At 64.7% G+C, this 16,581-nt stretch carries 16 protein-coding genes; 10 read left to right on the top strand and 6 right to left on the bottom strand.

Features of this window, described 5'->3' with window-relative positions:
• The first annotated feature begins 315 nt into the window (after positions 1 to 315).
• From ACO2Q5_RS17995 to ACO2Q5_RS17980, 4 genes are all read left to right on the top strand, one after another.
• Complete coding sequence (locus ACO2Q5_RS17995; protein ID WP_423293623.1) at positions 316 to 990, top strand: RNA polymerase sigma factor; 675 nt, start codon at positions 316 to 318, stop codon at positions 988 to 990.
• Positions 987 to 1,652 carry an RNA polymerase sigma factor gene (locus ACO2Q5_RS17990; protein ID WP_174212419.1) on the top strand — a complete coding sequence of 222 codons (666 nt, stop codon included), beginning with the start codon at positions 987 to 989 and terminating at the stop codon, positions 1,650 to 1,652. The genes ACO2Q5_RS17995 and ACO2Q5_RS17990 overlap by 4 nt, the downstream gene beginning before the upstream one ends.
• Positions 1,653 to 2,022: 370 nt before the next feature.
• Positions 2,023 to 4,407: a heavy metal translocating P-type ATPase gene (locus ACO2Q5_RS17985; RefSeq protein ID WP_423293620.1), complete on the top strand. Its 2,385-nt coding sequence runs from the start codon at positions 2,023 to 2,025 to the stop codon at positions 4,405 to 4,407.
• A complete protein-coding gene (locus ACO2Q5_RS17980) occupies positions 4,404 to 4,907 on the top strand; it encodes a hypothetical protein (RefSeq protein ID WP_423293619.1) in 504 nt (167 codons plus the stop codon). The genes ACO2Q5_RS17985 and ACO2Q5_RS17980 overlap by 4 nt, the downstream gene beginning before the upstream one ends.
• A 40-nt stretch (positions 4,908 to 4,947) precedes the next feature.
• On the opposite strand, the gene ACO2Q5_RS17975 is transcribed toward ACO2Q5_RS17980, so the two are convergent.
• The gene (locus tag ACO2Q5_RS17975; protein WP_423293617.1) at positions 4,948 to 5,238 is read right to left on the bottom strand and encodes a hypothetical protein; all 291 of its coding nucleotides are present in this window, start codon (positions 5,236 to 5,238) and stop codon (positions 4,948 to 4,950) included.
• Between ACO2Q5_RS17975 and ACO2Q5_RS17970 the strand changes: the two genes are divergently transcribed.
• Entirely contained in the window at positions 5,231 to 6,274 is a 1,044-nt protein-coding gene (locus ACO2Q5_RS17970; protein ID WP_423293615.1) for a type II glyceraldehyde-3-phosphate dehydrogenase, read from the top strand. The two genes, ACO2Q5_RS17975 and ACO2Q5_RS17970, sit on opposite strands and share 8 nt — an antisense overlap.
• Before the next feature lie 25 nt (positions 6,275 to 6,299).
• On the opposite strand, the gene ACO2Q5_RS17965 is transcribed toward ACO2Q5_RS17970, so the two are convergent.
• From ACO2Q5_RS17965 to ACO2Q5_RS17950, 4 genes are all read right to left on the bottom strand, one after another.
• Positions 6,300 to 6,818, bottom strand: coding sequence for an SRPBCC family protein (locus ACO2Q5_RS17965; protein WP_423293613.1), 519 nt, complete (start codon positions 6,816 to 6,818; stop codon positions 6,300 to 6,302).
• A 16-nt stretch (positions 6,819 to 6,834) separates the two neighbouring features.
• Positions 6,835 to 7,482 (bottom strand): hypothetical protein, encoded by a 648-nt coding sequence (locus ACO2Q5_RS17960; protein WP_174212413.1) that lies wholly within the window; start codon positions 7,480 to 7,482, stop codon positions 6,835 to 6,837.
• Between the two features lie 319 nt (positions 7,483 to 7,801).
• Positions 7,802 to 8,218, bottom strand: a complete 417-nt coding sequence (gene copM / locus ACO2Q5_RS17955) for a CopM family metallochaperone (protein WP_174212412.1) — start codon at positions 8,216 to 8,218, stop codon at positions 7,802 to 7,804.
• Between the two features lie 29 nt (positions 8,219 to 8,247).
• Entirely contained in the window at positions 8,248 to 8,436 is a 189-nt protein-coding gene (locus ACO2Q5_RS17950) for a heavy-metal-associated domain-containing protein (protein ID WP_174212411.1), read from the bottom strand.
• 167 nt (positions 8,437 to 8,603) lie between these two features.
• Here ACO2Q5_RS17950 and ACO2Q5_RS17945 point away from each other — a divergent pair, with 167 nt between their 5' ends.
• The 5 genes from ACO2Q5_RS17945 to ACO2Q5_RS17925 all read left to right on the top strand — a co-directional run bounded on the left by ACO2Q5_RS17945 (position 8,604) and on the right by ACO2Q5_RS17925 (position 15,053).
• Positions 8,604 to 11,081, top strand: coding sequence for a heavy metal translocating P-type ATPase (locus ACO2Q5_RS17945; protein WP_423293610.1), 2,478 nt, complete (start codon positions 8,604 to 8,606; stop codon positions 11,079 to 11,081).
• A gap of 13 nt (positions 11,082 to 11,094) precedes the next feature.
• The gene (gene cueR, locus ACO2Q5_RS17940) at positions 11,095 to 11,565 is read left to right on the top strand and encodes a Cu(I)-responsive transcriptional regulator (protein ID WP_174212409.1); all 471 of its coding nucleotides are present in this window, start codon (positions 11,095 to 11,097) and stop codon (positions 11,563 to 11,565) included.
• A 936-nt stretch (positions 11,566 to 12,501) separates the two neighbouring features.
• Positions 12,502 to 13,173: a hypothetical protein gene (locus tag ACO2Q5_RS17935; protein WP_423293607.1), complete on the top strand. Its 672-nt coding sequence runs from the start codon at positions 12,502 to 12,504 to the stop codon at positions 13,171 to 13,173.
• A 13-nt stretch (positions 13,174 to 13,186) separates the two neighbouring features.
• Entirely contained in the window at positions 13,187 to 14,854 is a 1,668-nt protein-coding gene (locus ACO2Q5_RS17930; RefSeq protein ID WP_423293605.1) for a cbb3-type cytochrome c oxidase subunit I, read from the top strand.
• A 25-nt stretch (positions 14,855 to 14,879) separates the two neighbouring features.
• Entirely contained in the window at positions 14,880 to 15,053 is a 174-nt protein-coding gene (locus ACO2Q5_RS17925) for a hypothetical protein (RefSeq protein ID WP_423293603.1), read from the top strand.
• A gap of 211 nt (positions 15,054 to 15,264) precedes the next feature.
• Here ACO2Q5_RS17925 and ACO2Q5_RS17920 read toward each other — a convergent pair whose 3' ends face one another.
• A complete protein-coding gene (locus ACO2Q5_RS17920; protein ID WP_423293601.1) occupies positions 15,265 to 16,368 on the bottom strand; it encodes a hypothetical protein in 1,104 nt (367 codons plus the stop codon).
• Positions 16,369 to 16,581: the final 213 nt, after the last annotated feature.

Raw genomic sequence — 16,581 nt, 5'->3', positions numbered from 1 at the left:
GAATGTAGCAGCAATGTCTCCGCATGAATGCCCCACTTCGTCTGGCAGTCTCGGTAGTCATTGCCATCTTCAATATGCCGTTCCGGCCAGCGGATCAGGCAACGCGCCTGTGCCGATCGTCGCTCTCGGAAGCCACTGGGTGCGTCTGGAACTCTCGTGCCGAACTCAGCATCGGCCAAGCGGACTGCTTCGTCCACCAAACGCCGTTTCGCAACTCGCCTGAAACCGGAATTCCGTCTGCCGTTGGCTGATCATCGTCGATCGTCATTGTCATGACCGGGTTCCATTCACGAGACTTTGCGAACGGAAACCGCCATGCTTTACACCGAGATCTTTCGGTCCGACCTCCGGCGTCCGCAGCCGGTTGAGCCCGACCCGTGCACAAGAATTGTCGCCAGACGCGGTAACTATCTGAGCTATCTGCGCCGCCGAGTGAGCGACCCGGACACTGCGGAAGATCTTCTGCAGGACTTCAACCTGAAGGTCATTCGGGCTTCCCGCCGCGCCGGCACGATTCACAACACCGAAGCTTGGCTATCCCGCGTGTTGCGCAATACACTTTTTGATCATTACCGTCGGTGTGATGCGCGCCGCCGGGCCGATGCCACCTACGCAATCCATGCTACCGCGCTTTCCGCATCTGACGGCATGGAGCCAGACTTGGCAGAAGCCGACTCGGCTGACGGGCAGTTGACGGACATTGAGCAGGCCCTTGCGCGCATCCGTCCCGACCAGGCAGAGCTGATCCGTGGCCTCTATTTGCGTGATCAGACCAGAGACGCTCTTGCGCGCCAGTTGAACGTCTCGATCGGAACGCTGAACGTCCGTATCCTGCGCGCCCGTCGCGCCTTGCGCGACGCGCTGACGGGCCCGTCCGGCCACACTGGCGCAATCGGGACAGCTGCGGGCTCCAATCCCGATTTTTCCGGCTTCTCTGTCCGGGTGCCGGGTCCGCACGTTACCCGAACAGGAGAAGAAGGTTTCGCATGACGGGTACTATCAGGACGGCCAAGGTCAGTGACGATCAGGATCAGCACCCAAATCCCGGAGTCAGCGCGCAGCGCGCAGCGGTCGAAGCAGCCTTAGTCGAGGGCCATCGCCGGATCTTCGGATTCCTCGTCAATCGGTTGAGGAATGCCGATGAAGCACGCGACGTCATGCAGGAATTTTCTTTGCGAGCGATCAGGCGCGCCGACGATCTGCGCGACGCGCAAAATGTGCGTGGCTGGCTCAGCCGCCTGCTCTCGACTGCTATCGCGGACCATCATAGGCGTTCCAGTCGACGGCGCAGTCAGGAAGTGCCCGCCACTCCGTCAGAGGAAGCAGATCCCGCGGCCGGTCCCGACGGTGAGGTCGATGTCGCCGTCTGCGCGTGCCTGCGGGATGTGATCAGCCTTCTTCCCCCGGCGGCGGCCGACATTGTCTGGCGGATTGATCTTGACGAGCAGCCGCGAGCGGAAGTCGCCCGCGCCCTGAACATCAGCGAAGCGACACTTGCGGTCCGTTTGCATCGCGCGCGCGCAAAGCTGCGGGACCTGCTGGTCGCCATGTGCCTGACCTGCCCGGAGCACGGCTTTCTTGACTGTGCCTGCGACAGGGCGCGAACGCTCAGGCTGACTTCCGGAGGATCTGCAGAGGGTTCGCCGGTGTAATGGTCGCGGACGCGCCGCGTCCTTACCACGGCGAGTCCCCTGAGCGGGACAGTCCGCCGAAAGATCAACCCCTGACCCTGGAGATCCAGAATGACCAAACCGGAAACCAGACTGCAAGCAGAGACGAAATCTGCCGCAGGCGGCTGCTGTGGGTCGCACGGAGAGCATGGCCTTGACGCCACATCGTCCGAACGCGCATCAAACGACAAGCATGTCGAGCGGGCCAAGGCGACAGGCGCCGACGCGTCCGCAGACAGGCCGAAAGCGAAGCACGGCTCAGGTTGCTGCTGCTCCTGACGGAACGCCACTGCGACGCGCCGCAATGCCCGGCGCGCCGCAGCCCAGATCAGCCAACGAGGGACGACGTACAATGACAACCACGGCCACACTCGACTTCAACGCTTCGGCGGATCGGCTGGGCCATCTCGGCATCGAAAAGCAGCTTGCCGCACTGCCGGGTGTGCTGTCTGCCTCTGCCAGCCCGGTCGGCCTGTCGATCAGCGTCACCTTCGACGACAGCCGGACCAGCGTGGAAGCGCTGCGCCGGGCGGTTGAGGACTGCGGCTACCACTGCGCGGGCGAAGTGCTGCCGCGGCACGTCTGCGCTGAACACGGGAGCCATGAGGGCCAGGCGGCCGCCGGGACTTCGGCGCATGCCGGGCATGACATGGCGTCGATGCCCGGAATGGCGAAATCCACCACAGCCCGCGACGAGATGGCGCATGAGATGGGCCATGGGGCGGGCGACATGCAGTCGATGGTGCGCGACATGCGCAACCGCTTCTGGGTGGCGCTGATCTTCACAGTTCCGATCTTTATCTATTCCCCGATGGGCGGCATGTTCACGCCCCCCGCCCCGCCTTTCGGGCTGCGGCTTGACCAATGGCTGTTCATCCTGGCAACGATCGCGGTGATCTGGCCGGTCTGGCCCTTTGTCGTCGCCGCCTGGCGGGCGTTACGGAACGGCATCCTGAACATGGCGGTGCTGGTCGTGCTGTCGGTTGGCACTGGATATGCCTTCAGCGTCGGCTCGACCTTCTTTTTTCCCGGCGTGCAGTTCTACGAGGCGGTTGCCGTCCTTCTGGTGTTCATCCTGCTCGGCCACTGGCTCGAGATGCGGGCCCGCGCCGGGGCGTCCGAGGCGATCAGGGCGCTCCTCGACCTCGCCCCGCCGATGGCGACGGTGATCCGCGACGGCCGCGAGGTCGACGTGCCGACAGCCGAGGTCCTCCAAGGCGACACTGTGGTGATCCGGCCCGGCAACAAGATCCCCGTTGATGGCGAAGTGATCGAGGGTACGTCTCTGGTCGACGAGTCGATGCTGACTGGGGAGTCGATGCCGGTGCAAAAGGGTGTCGGCAGCACGGTGATCGGGGCCACGATCAACAAGTCTGGCACCTTCCGCTACACCGCCACCAAGGTCGGCGCCGACACGGCACTCGCCCAGATCGTGAAGCTGGTGCAGGAGGCACAGAACTCCAAGGCTCCGGCGCAGCTTCTGGCCGACCGGGCGTCGCAGTGGCTGGTGCTGGTCGCCATCGTCATTGGCGTCGCCACCTTTGCCGTCTGGTATGGCTGGATCGGGGCCGAACTCCTGTTCGCGCTGACGCTGACGATCACTGTCTTCGTCATCGCCTGCCCCGATGCCCTGGGGCTGGCGACGCCGATGGCGGTCATGGTCGGCACCGGCCTTGGCGCGATGAACGGCATCCTGTTCAAGAATGCCAGCGCCCTGGAGGATGCCACGAAACTTGACGTGGTGATCTTCGACAAGACCGGCACCCTGACCATGGGCCAGCCCAAGGTCGTCGAAGTGGTGGCCACCGAAGGCCGGACCGAGGACGAGGTTCTGGCGGCGGCGGCGGCGGTGGACAAGGGCTCAGACCATCCGCTTGCCGTTGCCATCGTCGAACGCGCCGAGAACCTGACGCTTGGCGCGATGACGGCATTCGAGACCCTCGACGGTCGCGGTGCCAAGGCCGAGGTCGCCGGCAAGGCGGTCCTGGTCGGCAACAGGCGGCTGATGGACGAGGAGAAGGTGTCGCTCGGCACGCTGGCTGAACGCGCCGACACGCTGAAGGGCGCGGGCCGGACCGTGGTGCATGTCGCCGAGGACGGTCGCATCCTTGGCCTGATCGCAATTGCCGACGCTCTTCGCCCCAGTGCCAAGGAAGCCGTGGCCAAGCTGCGCGAACGCGGAGTCCAGGTCGCCATGCTGACCGGCGACAACGCCGGAACGGCGGCGCGCATCGCGGGCGAACTGGGCATCGACATCGTGCTCGCGGATGTTCTGCCGGGGCAGAAGGCCGACAAGGTCAAGGAATTGCAGGCGCAGGGCAAGAAGGTCGGCATGGTGGGGGACGGAGTCAACGACGCCCCGGCGCTGACACAGGCCGATGTCGGCTTCGCCATTGGCGCGGGCACCGATGTGGCGATGGAAAGCGCCGACGTGGTGCTGATGAAGAGCGATCCCTATGACGTGCTGGGCGCGATCGTGCTGTCACGCGCGACCCTGCGAAAGATGCACCAGAACCTGTTCTGGGCGGTCGCCTACAACGTCGTGGCGTTTCCAGTGGCGGCGGGCGTGTTCTACCCCTTCACGATCAGCCCCGAGGTTGCCGCGATCTCGATGTCGGGCAGTTCGGCCCTGGTCGCGGTCAACGCCCTGCTGCTAAAACGGACCAGGCTCGAAGGCGTGGTGCGCCGCTCCCCGAACGCACCGCTGCCCCAAGGCCTGCGGGAAGCCACGGCATGACCCTCGCGCTGCCTCAGATGTCGCGACGCAGTCTTCTGGCGCTTTCCTGCGCAGGAATCGCCGCTCTTGCCTTGCCCATGTCTGCGCCAGCACAGGATGCCGCCGACGCCAATTCCCTGGTCGTTGACGGCGTACTCGCCTATCTCGGCGTCTTGCCCGCCGCGATCGTCCGGGGTCATCCAAGCTCCCATCCCGAAGGCACGATGCATGGCGGCGTACCCGAAGGTCGCCATCAATACCATCTCGTCCTCGCCCTGTTCGATGCCACAACCGGCGCGCGGATCGAAGCGGCGCGCGTGTCGGTCAAGCTCATGGAACTTGGCCACATCGGGACCACCCGGCTGAACCTCGAACCGATGTTGATCGCCGGGACTGTGACCTGGGGAGCCTTCGCGGAACTTCCCAGCCGACAAGCCGTTGAACTTTCTTTCGATGTCATTCTTCCCGGACGGGCGAAGGGTATCGTGTTCCCATTCACCTATACCCCCACCGGGGACTAACCGGTTGCTCCGGCAATCGTTTCTGCACCCTGGCATCTCTTCAAGACTGCGCGAAACGCAGGAAGGAACCGAAGTGAATGACCTGTTCGAACGCGTTTGAAGAAACGGTTGCGATCGGGCCTCGGGCATGGGCGACCCGCACAGGACCAAAGGCGGCCAAAGCAGCTGCAGCGGTGCTGCAGGCTTTCGCGGCGGCCGGACAATGGTGGTCCAAAAGAAGCTTGCGCATCTGCGGGACGTCGCGCCGCTGACGCCGGCCAACATCGAAAGCACGAGACGGTGGCAACAGTCGACCGTCCCGGTTTGAAAGAGGAGAAATCGGCATGAACATCACACAAAAGGTCCGCGTCGCGGTCAACGGCTATGGCGTCATCGGCAAGCGAGTGGCCGATGCGGTGGTGCTGCAGCCCGACATGGTGCTTGCCGGGGTATGCGACGTATCCGCCGACTGGCGCCCCCGGATGGCTTTGGCCAAGGGCTTTGCACTGTTCGGGGCTACTGCGGATCACGCGGCGGCGATGCGCGCCGTCGGTCTTGCCGTCTCGGGCACGCTCGACGATCTGCTCGCGCAGGCGGATGTGGTGGTGGACTGCACGCCAAAGCGGATCGCGGCAGCAAATGTCGAGGCCTACCGCAAACGTGGCATCCGCTTCATCCTCCAGGGAGGAGAGAAGCATTCGGTCACCGGCCATTCCTTCGTCGCCGAGGCCAGCTTTGCCAGTGCCATCGGCCGCGACAGCACCCGGGTCGTGTCCTGCAACACCACGTCCATCGTTCGCACGCTCAACGCTCTGAAACGCGCGAGCCTGCTGGCACGGGCGCGTGGTACGCTGCTCCGTCGGGCGACTGATCCCTGGGAAAGCCATCTCGGCGGCATCATGAACACGCTGGTCCCGGAACCCGGGATTCCCAGCCACCAGGGTCCCGACGCGCAAAGCGTCGATCCCGATCTGGACGTGGTGACGATGGCGGTGAAGGTGCCCGAGACGCTGGCGCATCTGCATTACTGGTCGGTGCAGCTGACCCGCGCCGCGACCAAGGCGGAGGTTCTAGACGCCTTCCGCGCCTCGTCGCGCATCGCGCTGATCCGCATGGACGACGGGCTCGACGCGCTGAATGCGGTGAAGGAGATGATGGCCGATCTGGGCCGCCCGCACGACAACCTCTACGAAGTCGCGCTCTGGGAGGACATGCTGACCGTGCAGGGGGACGAATTGTTCTACGCCTACATGGTGGACAACCAGGCCATCGTGATCCCCGAGACGATCGACGCCATCCGGGCGCTGACCGGATTGGCGACCGAGGCGCATGCGTCGATTGCACTGACCGATGCGGCGCTTGGCATCGGTGCGCCCGGCCGCCGGTGATCCGGCGGCCGGGTGGGCGTCGGTGTCAAGTGCGACGGCGCGCAGCGAAAAGTTGCCGCGTGCCGTCGACGATACGCGTCACACACCAGCGTGCATAAAGCGGCCCGGCCAAGAGCCCGAGCAGGCGGCCGACCACACCCTGCGGCAGCGTGTAGTCGATGAAACCGCGCAATTCGGTTCCGCCCGGGGCCGGATGGGTCTCAAACCCCATCCGATAGTCCTGAATGACGATCATCTTCTGGTATCCGGCGGTTTGCCAGATCTTGCGGACAGGCGGAACGCGCTCGGCAATCACTTCTTCCACATGCAGTGCAAGACCCAACATCCGGCCATCAATGCGGATGACCGATCCGACCTCCCTGCCCCTGCCTTCATCCAGGCGATACCGCATGGCGCCGCCCAGCATCATCGGTGACCCCCCGGACATGTGAGCGCCGATGCGCTCCGGGTCGTCGAGGAAGTCGAACACGTCCTGCGGCGGCGCAACGATCGTCGCTGAATGTTCGAAACGATGGGGGGTTTCCTTGCATCTCTGCTTCTCCATCGCCGCCGTCCGGCGCTCAGTCGATCTGGCGTACTAAGCCCGGAAAGCGGTTGAACGCCAGCTTTTGCACCAGCGCACCATCAACCGTACGGATTTCCGCAATGATGCTGCCATCGGGAGCCTCGCCGATGGCGCCAAGCACCAGGCGCGGATTGCCCAGACGGTCAAGCTGAGCCTGAAGCAAGGATTGCACCTTGTCCGGCGTCATCTCCGGGGCTGCGGAGGCTGCCTTGCCGAAGATCACTTCCAGGCTCAATCCGCTTTCCATACCGGACTGCATTCCGTCGGCCATTCCCGCCGTGGGCATCTGACCGGCTGGATGGTGCTGCGCCATCATCTGCATCATCATCTGCATCATTTCGGGAGACATCATTGCCCCCATTCCGGCTTCGCCGCTCGGAGGCTGTGGTTGCGGAGCGACCTCCGCCTCGACCGTGGCGGTCGTTTCTTCATCGACTGCCGGGTGATGCGGGTCGTCCGCCGGCGGAGGGGTCTGCCCGCTGGCCGCGCCGATAGTCAGAAAACCTGCCAGCAGGATGGACGATACACTACAAACCCTCATCTCAATGCTCCTAGCCATTTCGTGTGCAGGTTTCATCGTCTCGGCAACTGGGGCGGACGCCGCACCACTTTCGGCAGCGGGAAGCCGAATGGTTGCGAACATCTCAATCCCCCTATGCCGCAGCGTCCTGTTACGCGCTGCACTTCGCCGTGTCATACAGGCCACCTCTATCGACGCACGAACCCGCTGGAGATTACCGAGCCGCTCGGCTCTCTCTCGACCGCAGCAAGCAGACCTGCGGAACGCGCTTTCGAGAGCGGATGGCGCCATGACCGCTGCACTGCTGCATCAAACGCATTCGGGATGTGTTGCTGCCCCCGGAAGCACCGAAGAAAGAAACCGAAGGCTTCCATCCCGTGCTCCCGCCCGTCGGGCGGCGGGATGGCCGGGAGCAAGCCACCCCGCACGCCGCGGAAGTGCCCTACAGGCCGCGAGCGGCGAGCCAGGCCTTCAGCTGGGTAATCTCGGCCTCCTGAGCCGCGATCACCGCTTCCGCGAGCTTGCGGATTTCCGGATCCTTGCCGTGCTCAAGCTGGATCTGCGCCATGGCGACCGCCGCTTCGTGATGCGGGATCATGCCGCGCACGAAGTCCACATCCGCGTCCCCGGTATAGGGCACCATCATGTCGGCCATCATCTTGTCCATCGCGGCGGCATAGGCCTGTGCGGACGGATTGTCGGCCAGTTCCGGCGGGATCAGCGACATGTGGCTCATCATGCCCATGTCTCCCATTCCGCCCATGTTGGAATGGTCCATCCCCTCCATGGTCTGGGCAATGGCAAGGCCGCCAAAGAGAGCAATGGCCGCTGCCGATAGCACAAGTCTGCGCTTTTTCATTTCTGTTTTCCTTTTCTCCTTGGATTACGTCAGGCCGGCGCGTACCCGACCTCGGTCAGAGCTGCGGCCAGCCGCTCGCGGGGAGTCTCCGATCTGACTTCAACCTTGTGGGTGCTGGGATCGGCGCTGACTTCGGCTGCCGGATCGACCGACTGGATGGCCTTGGTCACGCTGCGCACGCAGCCGCCGCAGGTCATGTTCTCGATATGGAACTGCATGAGTGCCTCCTTCAGGTTTTTGCCTCATGCATTGTGAGATAGGGCTTCCCACGGTTGTAAGGTCAAGCCCACAAAGCCGTGAAGACGGAATAGAAGCTAGCCCTTGACCTTCCCATGATGGGAAGCCCTATCTATGTTCGCGGAAGCACCTTGGAAGGAGTCCCGCAATGAACATGCAGGCAAGGCAACCATCCGTATCCGCCACGGACCGGATGGTGATCGAAGTCGAGGGCATGACCTGCGCCTCCTGCGTGGCACATGTCGAACGGGCGCTGAAAGCGGTGCCGGGGGTGGCTGCGGCATCGGTCAACCTGGCGACCGAGCGCGCCGAAGTGACCGGCCCGGCGCTGGACCGTGCGGCGCTGGTGCAGGCGGTGGAGGGGGCAGGCTACGCCGTTCCCGTGCGTCCCGTCGATCTGGAGATCGAGGGGATGACCTGCGCCTCGTGCGTTGCGCGCGTGGAACGGGCGTTGAAAACGGTGCCGGGTGTGACCTCAGCCGTCGTCAACCTCGCGACCGAGCGGGCGACGGTGACGGGGTCGGCCGATCCGGCGGCGCTGGTGCGCGCGGTGGCCGATGCGGGCTACGACGCCCGTCCCGCCGCCCCGGCGATGGCTGTGTCGGACGAGACGGCGGCGAAGAAGGCCGCCGAAGAGGCTGGCCTCAAGCGCGACGTGCTGATTGCCGCCGCCCTGACCGCGCCGGTCTTCGTGCTGGAGATGGGTCGGCATCTGTTCATGCCGATTCACATGGCGATCGTGAACAGCATCGGCCTCCAGGCAAGCTGGTATGTCCAGTTCGCCCTGGCCAGCGCCGTGCTTTTCGGCCCCGGCCTGCGCTTCTTCCGCAAGGGTTTCCCGGCGCTGGCGCGGCTGGCACCCGACATGAACAGCCTGGTCGCGGTCGGCACTTCCGCCGCCTACGCCTATTCGCTGGTGGCGACCTTTGCCCCCGGTCTGCTGCCCCCTGGCACCATCAACGTCTACTACGAGGCGGCCGCAGTGATCGTGACGCTGATCCTGCTCGGCCGCTACCTTGAAGCCCGCGCCAAGGGCCGCACATCGGAGGCAATCAAGCGGCTGGTGGGGTTGCAGGCCAAGACCGCCCGCGTCGTCAGGGGCGGTGTCGCGGTAGAACTGCCCGTTGCCGAGGTCCGCCCCGGCGATGTGGTCGAGGTCCGACCGGGCGAGAAGGTGCCGGTCGACGGCGAAGTCACCGACGGGAATAGCTGGATCGACGAAAGCATGATCTCGGGCGAACCTCTGCCGGTGGAAAAGATCGCAGGCAGCGCCGTCACTGGCGGCACGGTCAACCAGACCGGCGCCTTCAGCTTCCGTGCCACGGCGGTTGGCGAGGCGACGATGCTCGCCCAGATCATCCGCATGGTCGAGGCGGCGCAGGGCGGGAAACTCCCGATTCAGGCGCTGGTCGATCAGGTGACGATGTGGTTCGTGCCCGCCGTGATGGTGCTGGCCGCACTGACCTTCGCAGTCTGGCTGGTCTTCGGCCCCGATCCAGCGCTGACCTTCGGCCTTGTCAACGCGGTGGCCGTGCTGATCATCGCCTGCCCCTGCGCCATGGGGCTGGCCACGCCGACCTCGATCATGGTCGGCACCGGGCGCGGCGCGGAACTCGGTGTCCTGTTCCGCAAGGGCGAGGCGCTGCAATCGCTGCAAGGCGTCAAGGTGGTGGCGCTGGATAAGACCGGCACCCTCACCGAGGGCAAGCCGAAGCTGACCGACCTCGTGCTCGCGCCGGGCTTCGACCGTGCCGCCGTCCTCGCCGCCGTCGCGGCGGTCGAGGCGAAATCGGAACACCCGATCGCCCGCGCCATCGTCGCGGCGGCGGGTGTGGACGGGCTGACCCTGGCCGAAGTCACCTCTTTCGACTCCGTCACCGGCTTTGGCGTCACCGCCACGGCAGGCGGGCAAAGGATCGAGGTCGGCGCCGACCGCTACATGACCAAGCTCGGCCTTGACGTGGCCCAATTCGCCGACGCCGCCGCGCAGATGGGTGATCAGGGCAAGTCGCCGCTCTATGCCACCATCGACGGGAAGCTGGCAGCGATCCTCGCCGTCGCCGACCCAATCAAGGAAACCACGCCACAGGCGATCCGCGCGCTGCACGCCCTTGGTCTGAAGGTCGCGATGATAACCGGCGACAACGCCCGCACCGGGAACGCCATCGCCCGCCAGCTTGGCATCGACGAGGTGGTGGCCGAGGTGCTGCCCGACGGCAAGGTCGATGCGGTGAAGCGGCTGAAAGGTATCGGCCAGCTTGCCTATGTCGGCGACGGCATCAACGACGCCCCGGCGCTGGCCGAGGCGGATGTGGGCCTCGCCGTCGGCACCGGCACCGACATCGCCATCGAGGCGGCGGATGTGGTGCTGATGACCGGCCGGCTGACCGCCGTGTCCGACGCCATCGCGCTGTCGAAAGCGACGATGCGCAACATCCGGCAGAACCTGTTCTGGGCCTTCATCTACAACGCGCTGCTGATCCCGGTAGCTGCGGGGGTGCTGTGGCCCGCCTTCGGCCTCCTTCTGTCGCCGATCATCGCCGCCGCCGCCATGGCCCTCTCATCCGTCTTCGTGCTCAGCAACGCACTTCGGCTGCGGCGCTTTGCGCCCGCAACATTGAATTGAAGGAGGAATGGTCATGAATATCGGTGAAGCTGCAAAGGCCTCGGGCGTGTCGGCCAAGATGATCCGCTACTATGAGTCCGTCGGTCTCATCCCGGCAGCGGGGCGAACAACGTCAGGATACCGCCTCTACACAATGACCGACGTGCAGGTTCTGCGCTTCATTCGCAGGGCGCGCGACCTTGGTTTCCCGGTCGAAAAAATCGAGGAACTGTTGGCACTTTGGCAGGACCGGTCCCGGCAGAGCGCCGACGTGAAGCGGATCGCCCTGGAGCAGATCGCCGGTCTTGAGACTCGTATTCGCGAGATGCAGGCGATGATGGACACGCTCCGTCACCTGGCTAACGCATGCTGCGGCGACCACCGTCCCGACTGTCCGATCCTTGCCGATCTGCTGGAGGGTCCGCAACAAGTCGACGCCCACAGCGAAGGCGGCCGGTCTGCGGCAATCCGTTCCGGTCCGGCGACCATACTTCAAACACATTGACTTCGTGCAGACCGCTGTTCCTTGGATCCGACAAGCCGGGCGGGCCGTTACCGCTGTCGTGGCAACCAGTGGGATTTTCTGGCGGCAGGTGCCGCTTGCTCCGTTCCCACCATCCCGCCTGACATCGCCGCGCTCTACGTCGGGCGCGTTCCGGACGCGAGCTTGATCGGATGGTTGGGTCTTGCCCTGACGCTGGCACGCCTGCCCCCTTCGGTCCGTGACAAATCAGAATGCGCCGCATCACCCGACGACGCGCCTTAGAAAACAGGGATGCGGGTCTGATCACGCTTGATTGTTGCAAAAACCGGGGCACTTGACTTGTGTCAAGGCGAGGTCAGGTCTCGCCTGAGAGCATTGGCCATTGCTGACTGGTCAGGCGCAGAATGCAACACCAAGGGAACGTCCGCGCAAAAAGAAATGCCCCAGCCGGGCATGGCATCTTTCTCCGGATGCTTCTTACCCTTGCCGTAGCCGTACTGGGCTTTGTCGGGCAGCCGTCCTTGGCTTCCGATGCCACGACTGCAACTGGATGCACCACCATCGCGTCGCACTTTGACTCCTCGGTGCACATCGGTACTGGCGAGACGGAAGGCGTCGCATCCAGAATACATGCGTCGCACCTTCAGGCCTGTCCGCTTCTCGGATGCATTTCGATAAGTCTTGGCGAGAGCAATCCTCTGACGCCTCTGGTGTCGATCGCGACTGCCGTGATCCTGGGCCTCGACCGAGCAGACCATTCCGGCGTTGCCGTGTCTCCAGGATATCGTCCGCCGATTGCGATCTAGGGCGCTGTTTTCCACGTCCGGCCGCTGCAGCTGAGCGGAGCATTGGCACCTCTGACCTGTGCCCGTCCGCGAACCCGCTGCACCTCAATGATCCGATACGCCAAGACGCCGGCTGCACGCGTCTGCGATCATCCACATGATGGATTGAACCATGAAACCCGACAAACACTTCACCACAAGACGTGGGTTCATCGCCACGTTGGGCTTTGGCGGCGTAAGCCTCTACGGCCTCTGGGCCGCTTACGGCGCAGCCCCAAACCCCTTCGCATTCTTGCGCAACGCAGAAACCTCAGCTGCGGATGCTGATCCCATGGCCGCGATGGCAATGGAGGGTCACGGCGGAATGGCTTCGACATCGAATGTCGAAGCCTTCCGGACAGAGCTTGCCGATTTCGTCGCCCGCTTCAGCGAGCCGGATGGATCCGTCTATCCCAGGCCGGTCGCCAATCCGGAAGCCATGTCCGGCATGAACATGGACGGGATGGAGATGGCTTCTGATGTGGAAGCAGCACACACCGAGCCGGATCATGCAGGAATGGACACGCCCGTCGAAGTGCTCATGCTGGCCGAACGTTTCTACTTTGACCCCTCGGACATCCGGCTGGAGGTCGACCGGCCCTATCGCTTCCGAATGCTGGCCGCCGACGTCACCCACGGCGCGTCGATCCAGTTCGGAGAAGGCGCCAGGATGATCCGCCTCGGCCCCGGGGTCGAGACGGAACTGCAAATGACGTTCACCCGACCGGGCAGTTTTCTCGTCTATTGCACATCCTACTGCGGACCCGGCCATGATGGCATGCAAGCCCGCATTACCGTCGTCTGAAGGGGAGGTTCCAATGTCTGACACAATCGTTTCCCGGTTGCGCTCGCTTCCTCGTCAGGATCGGCGCATTGTCATCTTTCTGGCTGTCGCTGCACTTGTGGCGCTGATCATCGGCCTTGCGGGCGGTCTGCTGACCGCCCTTGTCCGGGCCGGGTTCCTGCCGGTCCTGCCCGAGTCCGGCTACCGTTTCCTTTCGGTGCACGGACTCAGTGCCTTCTTCTACTGGCTCTACTTCGCCCAGGCGGCCCTGCTGCTCGGGTTTTCTGCCGCCGAGCGCGGGAACGGCGGGGGGAAGACCGGACTGGTCAAGCATCCATTGGCCCTTTCCGGATCCATTGCGATGGTGCTGGGGTTCGGCCTTGGGCTTCTGGCCTCGGTGATGGGTTCGCCCCCGCTATACGACGGCAAGGCCGACCTACTGGTTGATGAACCGATGACCGCTCTGGTCTGCAGCCTTGGCTATGTCTTGCTGGGACTTGGTCTGATCCTGGTCCCGGCATCCGCCATTGCCACGCTTCTGCCCTCTCTCGGGCGCAGCCGCCGCCGGTCTCTGGACGCACTTGGCTTTGCCCTTCTGGCATGGGCCGGCTTTCTGATCGTCACCGGCTTTGCGGCAATTCACGCCTTCCTGCCGGCCTTGCTCTGGGCCGCCGGACTGGGCGCCTTTCCGGCAAGCCAGGAGACAGGCTGGCACATCCTGTTCCACAATCTGCATTACTTGCCGCTCATGGCGACGGTGGTTGTCTGGTACATCCTGATGCAGGTGCTGACCGGCGCAAAGTCGGTGTTTGGTGCCAGATTCTCGAAGCTGGTCTTCAGCCTGTATCTCGTCTTCGTGCCGCCAACCTCGCTATACCACATGTTCCTCGACCCCGGCCTGCCGGAGTATGTCAAGGTGGCGGGTTCGGCGCTCTCGCTGTTCGTTTCGGTACCGACGCTGACCGCCTTCCTGGTGATCGTCGCAACGCTGGAGGTTCACGCGCGAGCCTCGGGTGCAACGGGTCTGTTCGGCTGGTTGCGCAAGCTGCCGTGGGAGCATCCCGCGACAAACGCGGCAAGCATGGCCGTGGTCAACATGATCTTCGGCATCTCGCTGGCATTCGTGCTGATCCAGGAGAAGCTGGCACCGCTGCTGTCGGATACGTTCTTCGTTCCGGGGTACTTCCATTTCTTCACGGTGGGAACCGTCAGCCTGTCGCTGCTCGCGGGACTCACGGCGTTGTTGCCAGAGTTGACTGGCCGCCCGCTTCGTGCGCCGGGGCTGCTGCGGTCGCTGCCGTGGGTGGCATCGGCAGGGCTTCTGGTATTTGGCAGCGCGGGCGTGGCTGCGGGTTACATGGGCGTGCCGCGGCGGGTGATGGATGTCACATACGGCGGCGAAGCGCCTGCGGTCTGGTCGACACTCATGGGATTTGTCGGCTTGGGCGGAACCGTCATGGCGCTCTCCCTCCTTGCCTATGCAGCGATCGCTCTGGCTTCGGTGTTCGGCCGGTCGGAAACAGCGGAGGCATCCTACCGGGCTCCGGTCCAATGGGAGGCCTTGCCCGTCGGGCGCAACGCTGCTTGGACAGGGCCGGTGTCCATCCTCGTGATTGCGGTCGCCATGTATGGCTTCAGCACCCTTGGGTTCGAGTTGCTGCAAGCGGTTCCCCTCATCGCCACTGGCGAGATGGGTCACTGACAGGAAATTCCACAGGAGATCTGACATGAATGAAGATATCTGGCTGTTGATTGGCGTGGCGTGCATCTGGACCGCCTTGGCGATCGGCTATGCCTTGGCCCCATGGGGCGACATGATTGGCTATGCCCGCGTGTGGGGCTTCGGGGCCGCCCTGTTCTTTGCCATCGCCGCAGTTGTCTGGAGGGCGGCAAGAAGCTGAAACCAGCTTCTCTTTGCAAGCGGGCTCCTGCCTGCAGGCAGGTAGTCTTGATTTGACGGAGATAGTCATCGGGGCAAGGACGCGCGCCACATCCGAAATCGTCCTTGCCCCGTCACTTCGCGGATCAAACCTCTTTCATCTGTCCAGCTGAGGTTTCGCTGGACTGCCGCGCGGCTCGTGCGCGTCACGACATCGGCGATCAGAGCCGAGATCACCGGCCATTCGATACACGCGTTGCGCAAGGCTGCGGCGTACGGCCGGGCTGACGCCCCTTGGTGCAGTACGACATTTGCGATCCGCGCCCTGCTTTCCTCACATTTTTGTCGCCCAGATGCGGAATCGGCCCTGCCCGGTGACCTCGCGCACCAGGCCGCGAGCGACCAGTAGATCCAGGTTGCGCAGCACCGCCGCGCGGCTGGCACCCGTCTCGGCCTCGGCCTCGGCCGCCCCCAGCATCGGCCGGGCGGCCAGCGCCGCGATTAGCAGGGCGGGCGTGCGCCCGCTCAGGTCCGCCGTCGCCGCCGCTGCCCGCTCCCGCCACCCGGCCAGCCGCTCCAGCGACATGAGCGCCGGCCAGCACCGCCCCATGCGCGCCCTGCGCCCAGGCCCGCAACCGCGGCTCCGGCCTGCCACTGGCCGTGAGTGCCCGGAACCCCGTTAGCGCCAGCGGCAGGAACGGAAGGCGTCCCTGCCCCGCCACCCTGGACCCCAGAACCGCCGCCTCCAGCCCGCGGAGGTGCTCCTGCCGTTCGTCCAGGCTGCGCCACAGGTGAAACAGCGCACAGCCCTGCGTGACGGCGGACATATCCTCGACCCCCCGGATTGCCGCCGCCACCTCCTCGGCCAGGTCGAGGTCCCCACGCCCCTCGGCCCCTAGCAGGTCGGCCACTGCGGCCCGCACCCCGCGCGGCGAGGCCGCCGCCAGCCGCCGCGCCGCCCAGGCCGTTCGGATCACCGCGCCGCCGTCCTCCTCCGCCGCCCCGATCCGGTACGAGGTCCACAGCGCCAGCCGCTCCGCCCCGATCCGGTCCCCTGTCCACCAGCTGAGCGCCGCCGCCTCGTCCTGCGCCAGCCGCTGCACCGCACCGGGGCCGGACCCTGCCAGCCGCTCGGCCAGCCGCCCGGCATCGAAGGCCAGCGCCGCAAGGTTTGCCGCCAGCGCAGCCTCCGCAAGGCGCCATTCCCCGGCCTCGATCAGCCCCCCCGCAGGGGCGCGCGGCAGAGGGGACGCTTCTTCCGGCTCGGCGTGCAGGAACCACGGGGCCTCCTCCGGCCCAACGTCATACGGGCCGGGCAGGTCCAGCGGCATGTCCACCGTTAAAGGCTTTGACGAGCTCATACGCGCAGAATGTCAGGGTTTTGCGACTTACCCAAGCACTTTGCGATTCTTCCCATTAGACATGATAGGTCTGCCGTATCGCCCCCCTGCCCTACTGACCCTCCGTACCGTTTGATGCGGTTTTCTTGAGCTTTAGACGCCTTAGCGACAGCCAGAGCTCCATTGCAATCGTTTACAAACGGTCGTTTA

The sequence above is a fragment of the Neotabrizicola sp. VNH66 genome, assembly GCF_049445895.1.
Taxonomy (GTDB): Bacteria; Pseudomonadota; Alphaproteobacteria; order Rhodobacterales; family Rhodobacteraceae; genus Pseudogemmobacter.
Note: the sequence above shows the minus strand (reverse complement) of the source record. Positions and strands in the feature narration are given on the sequence as shown.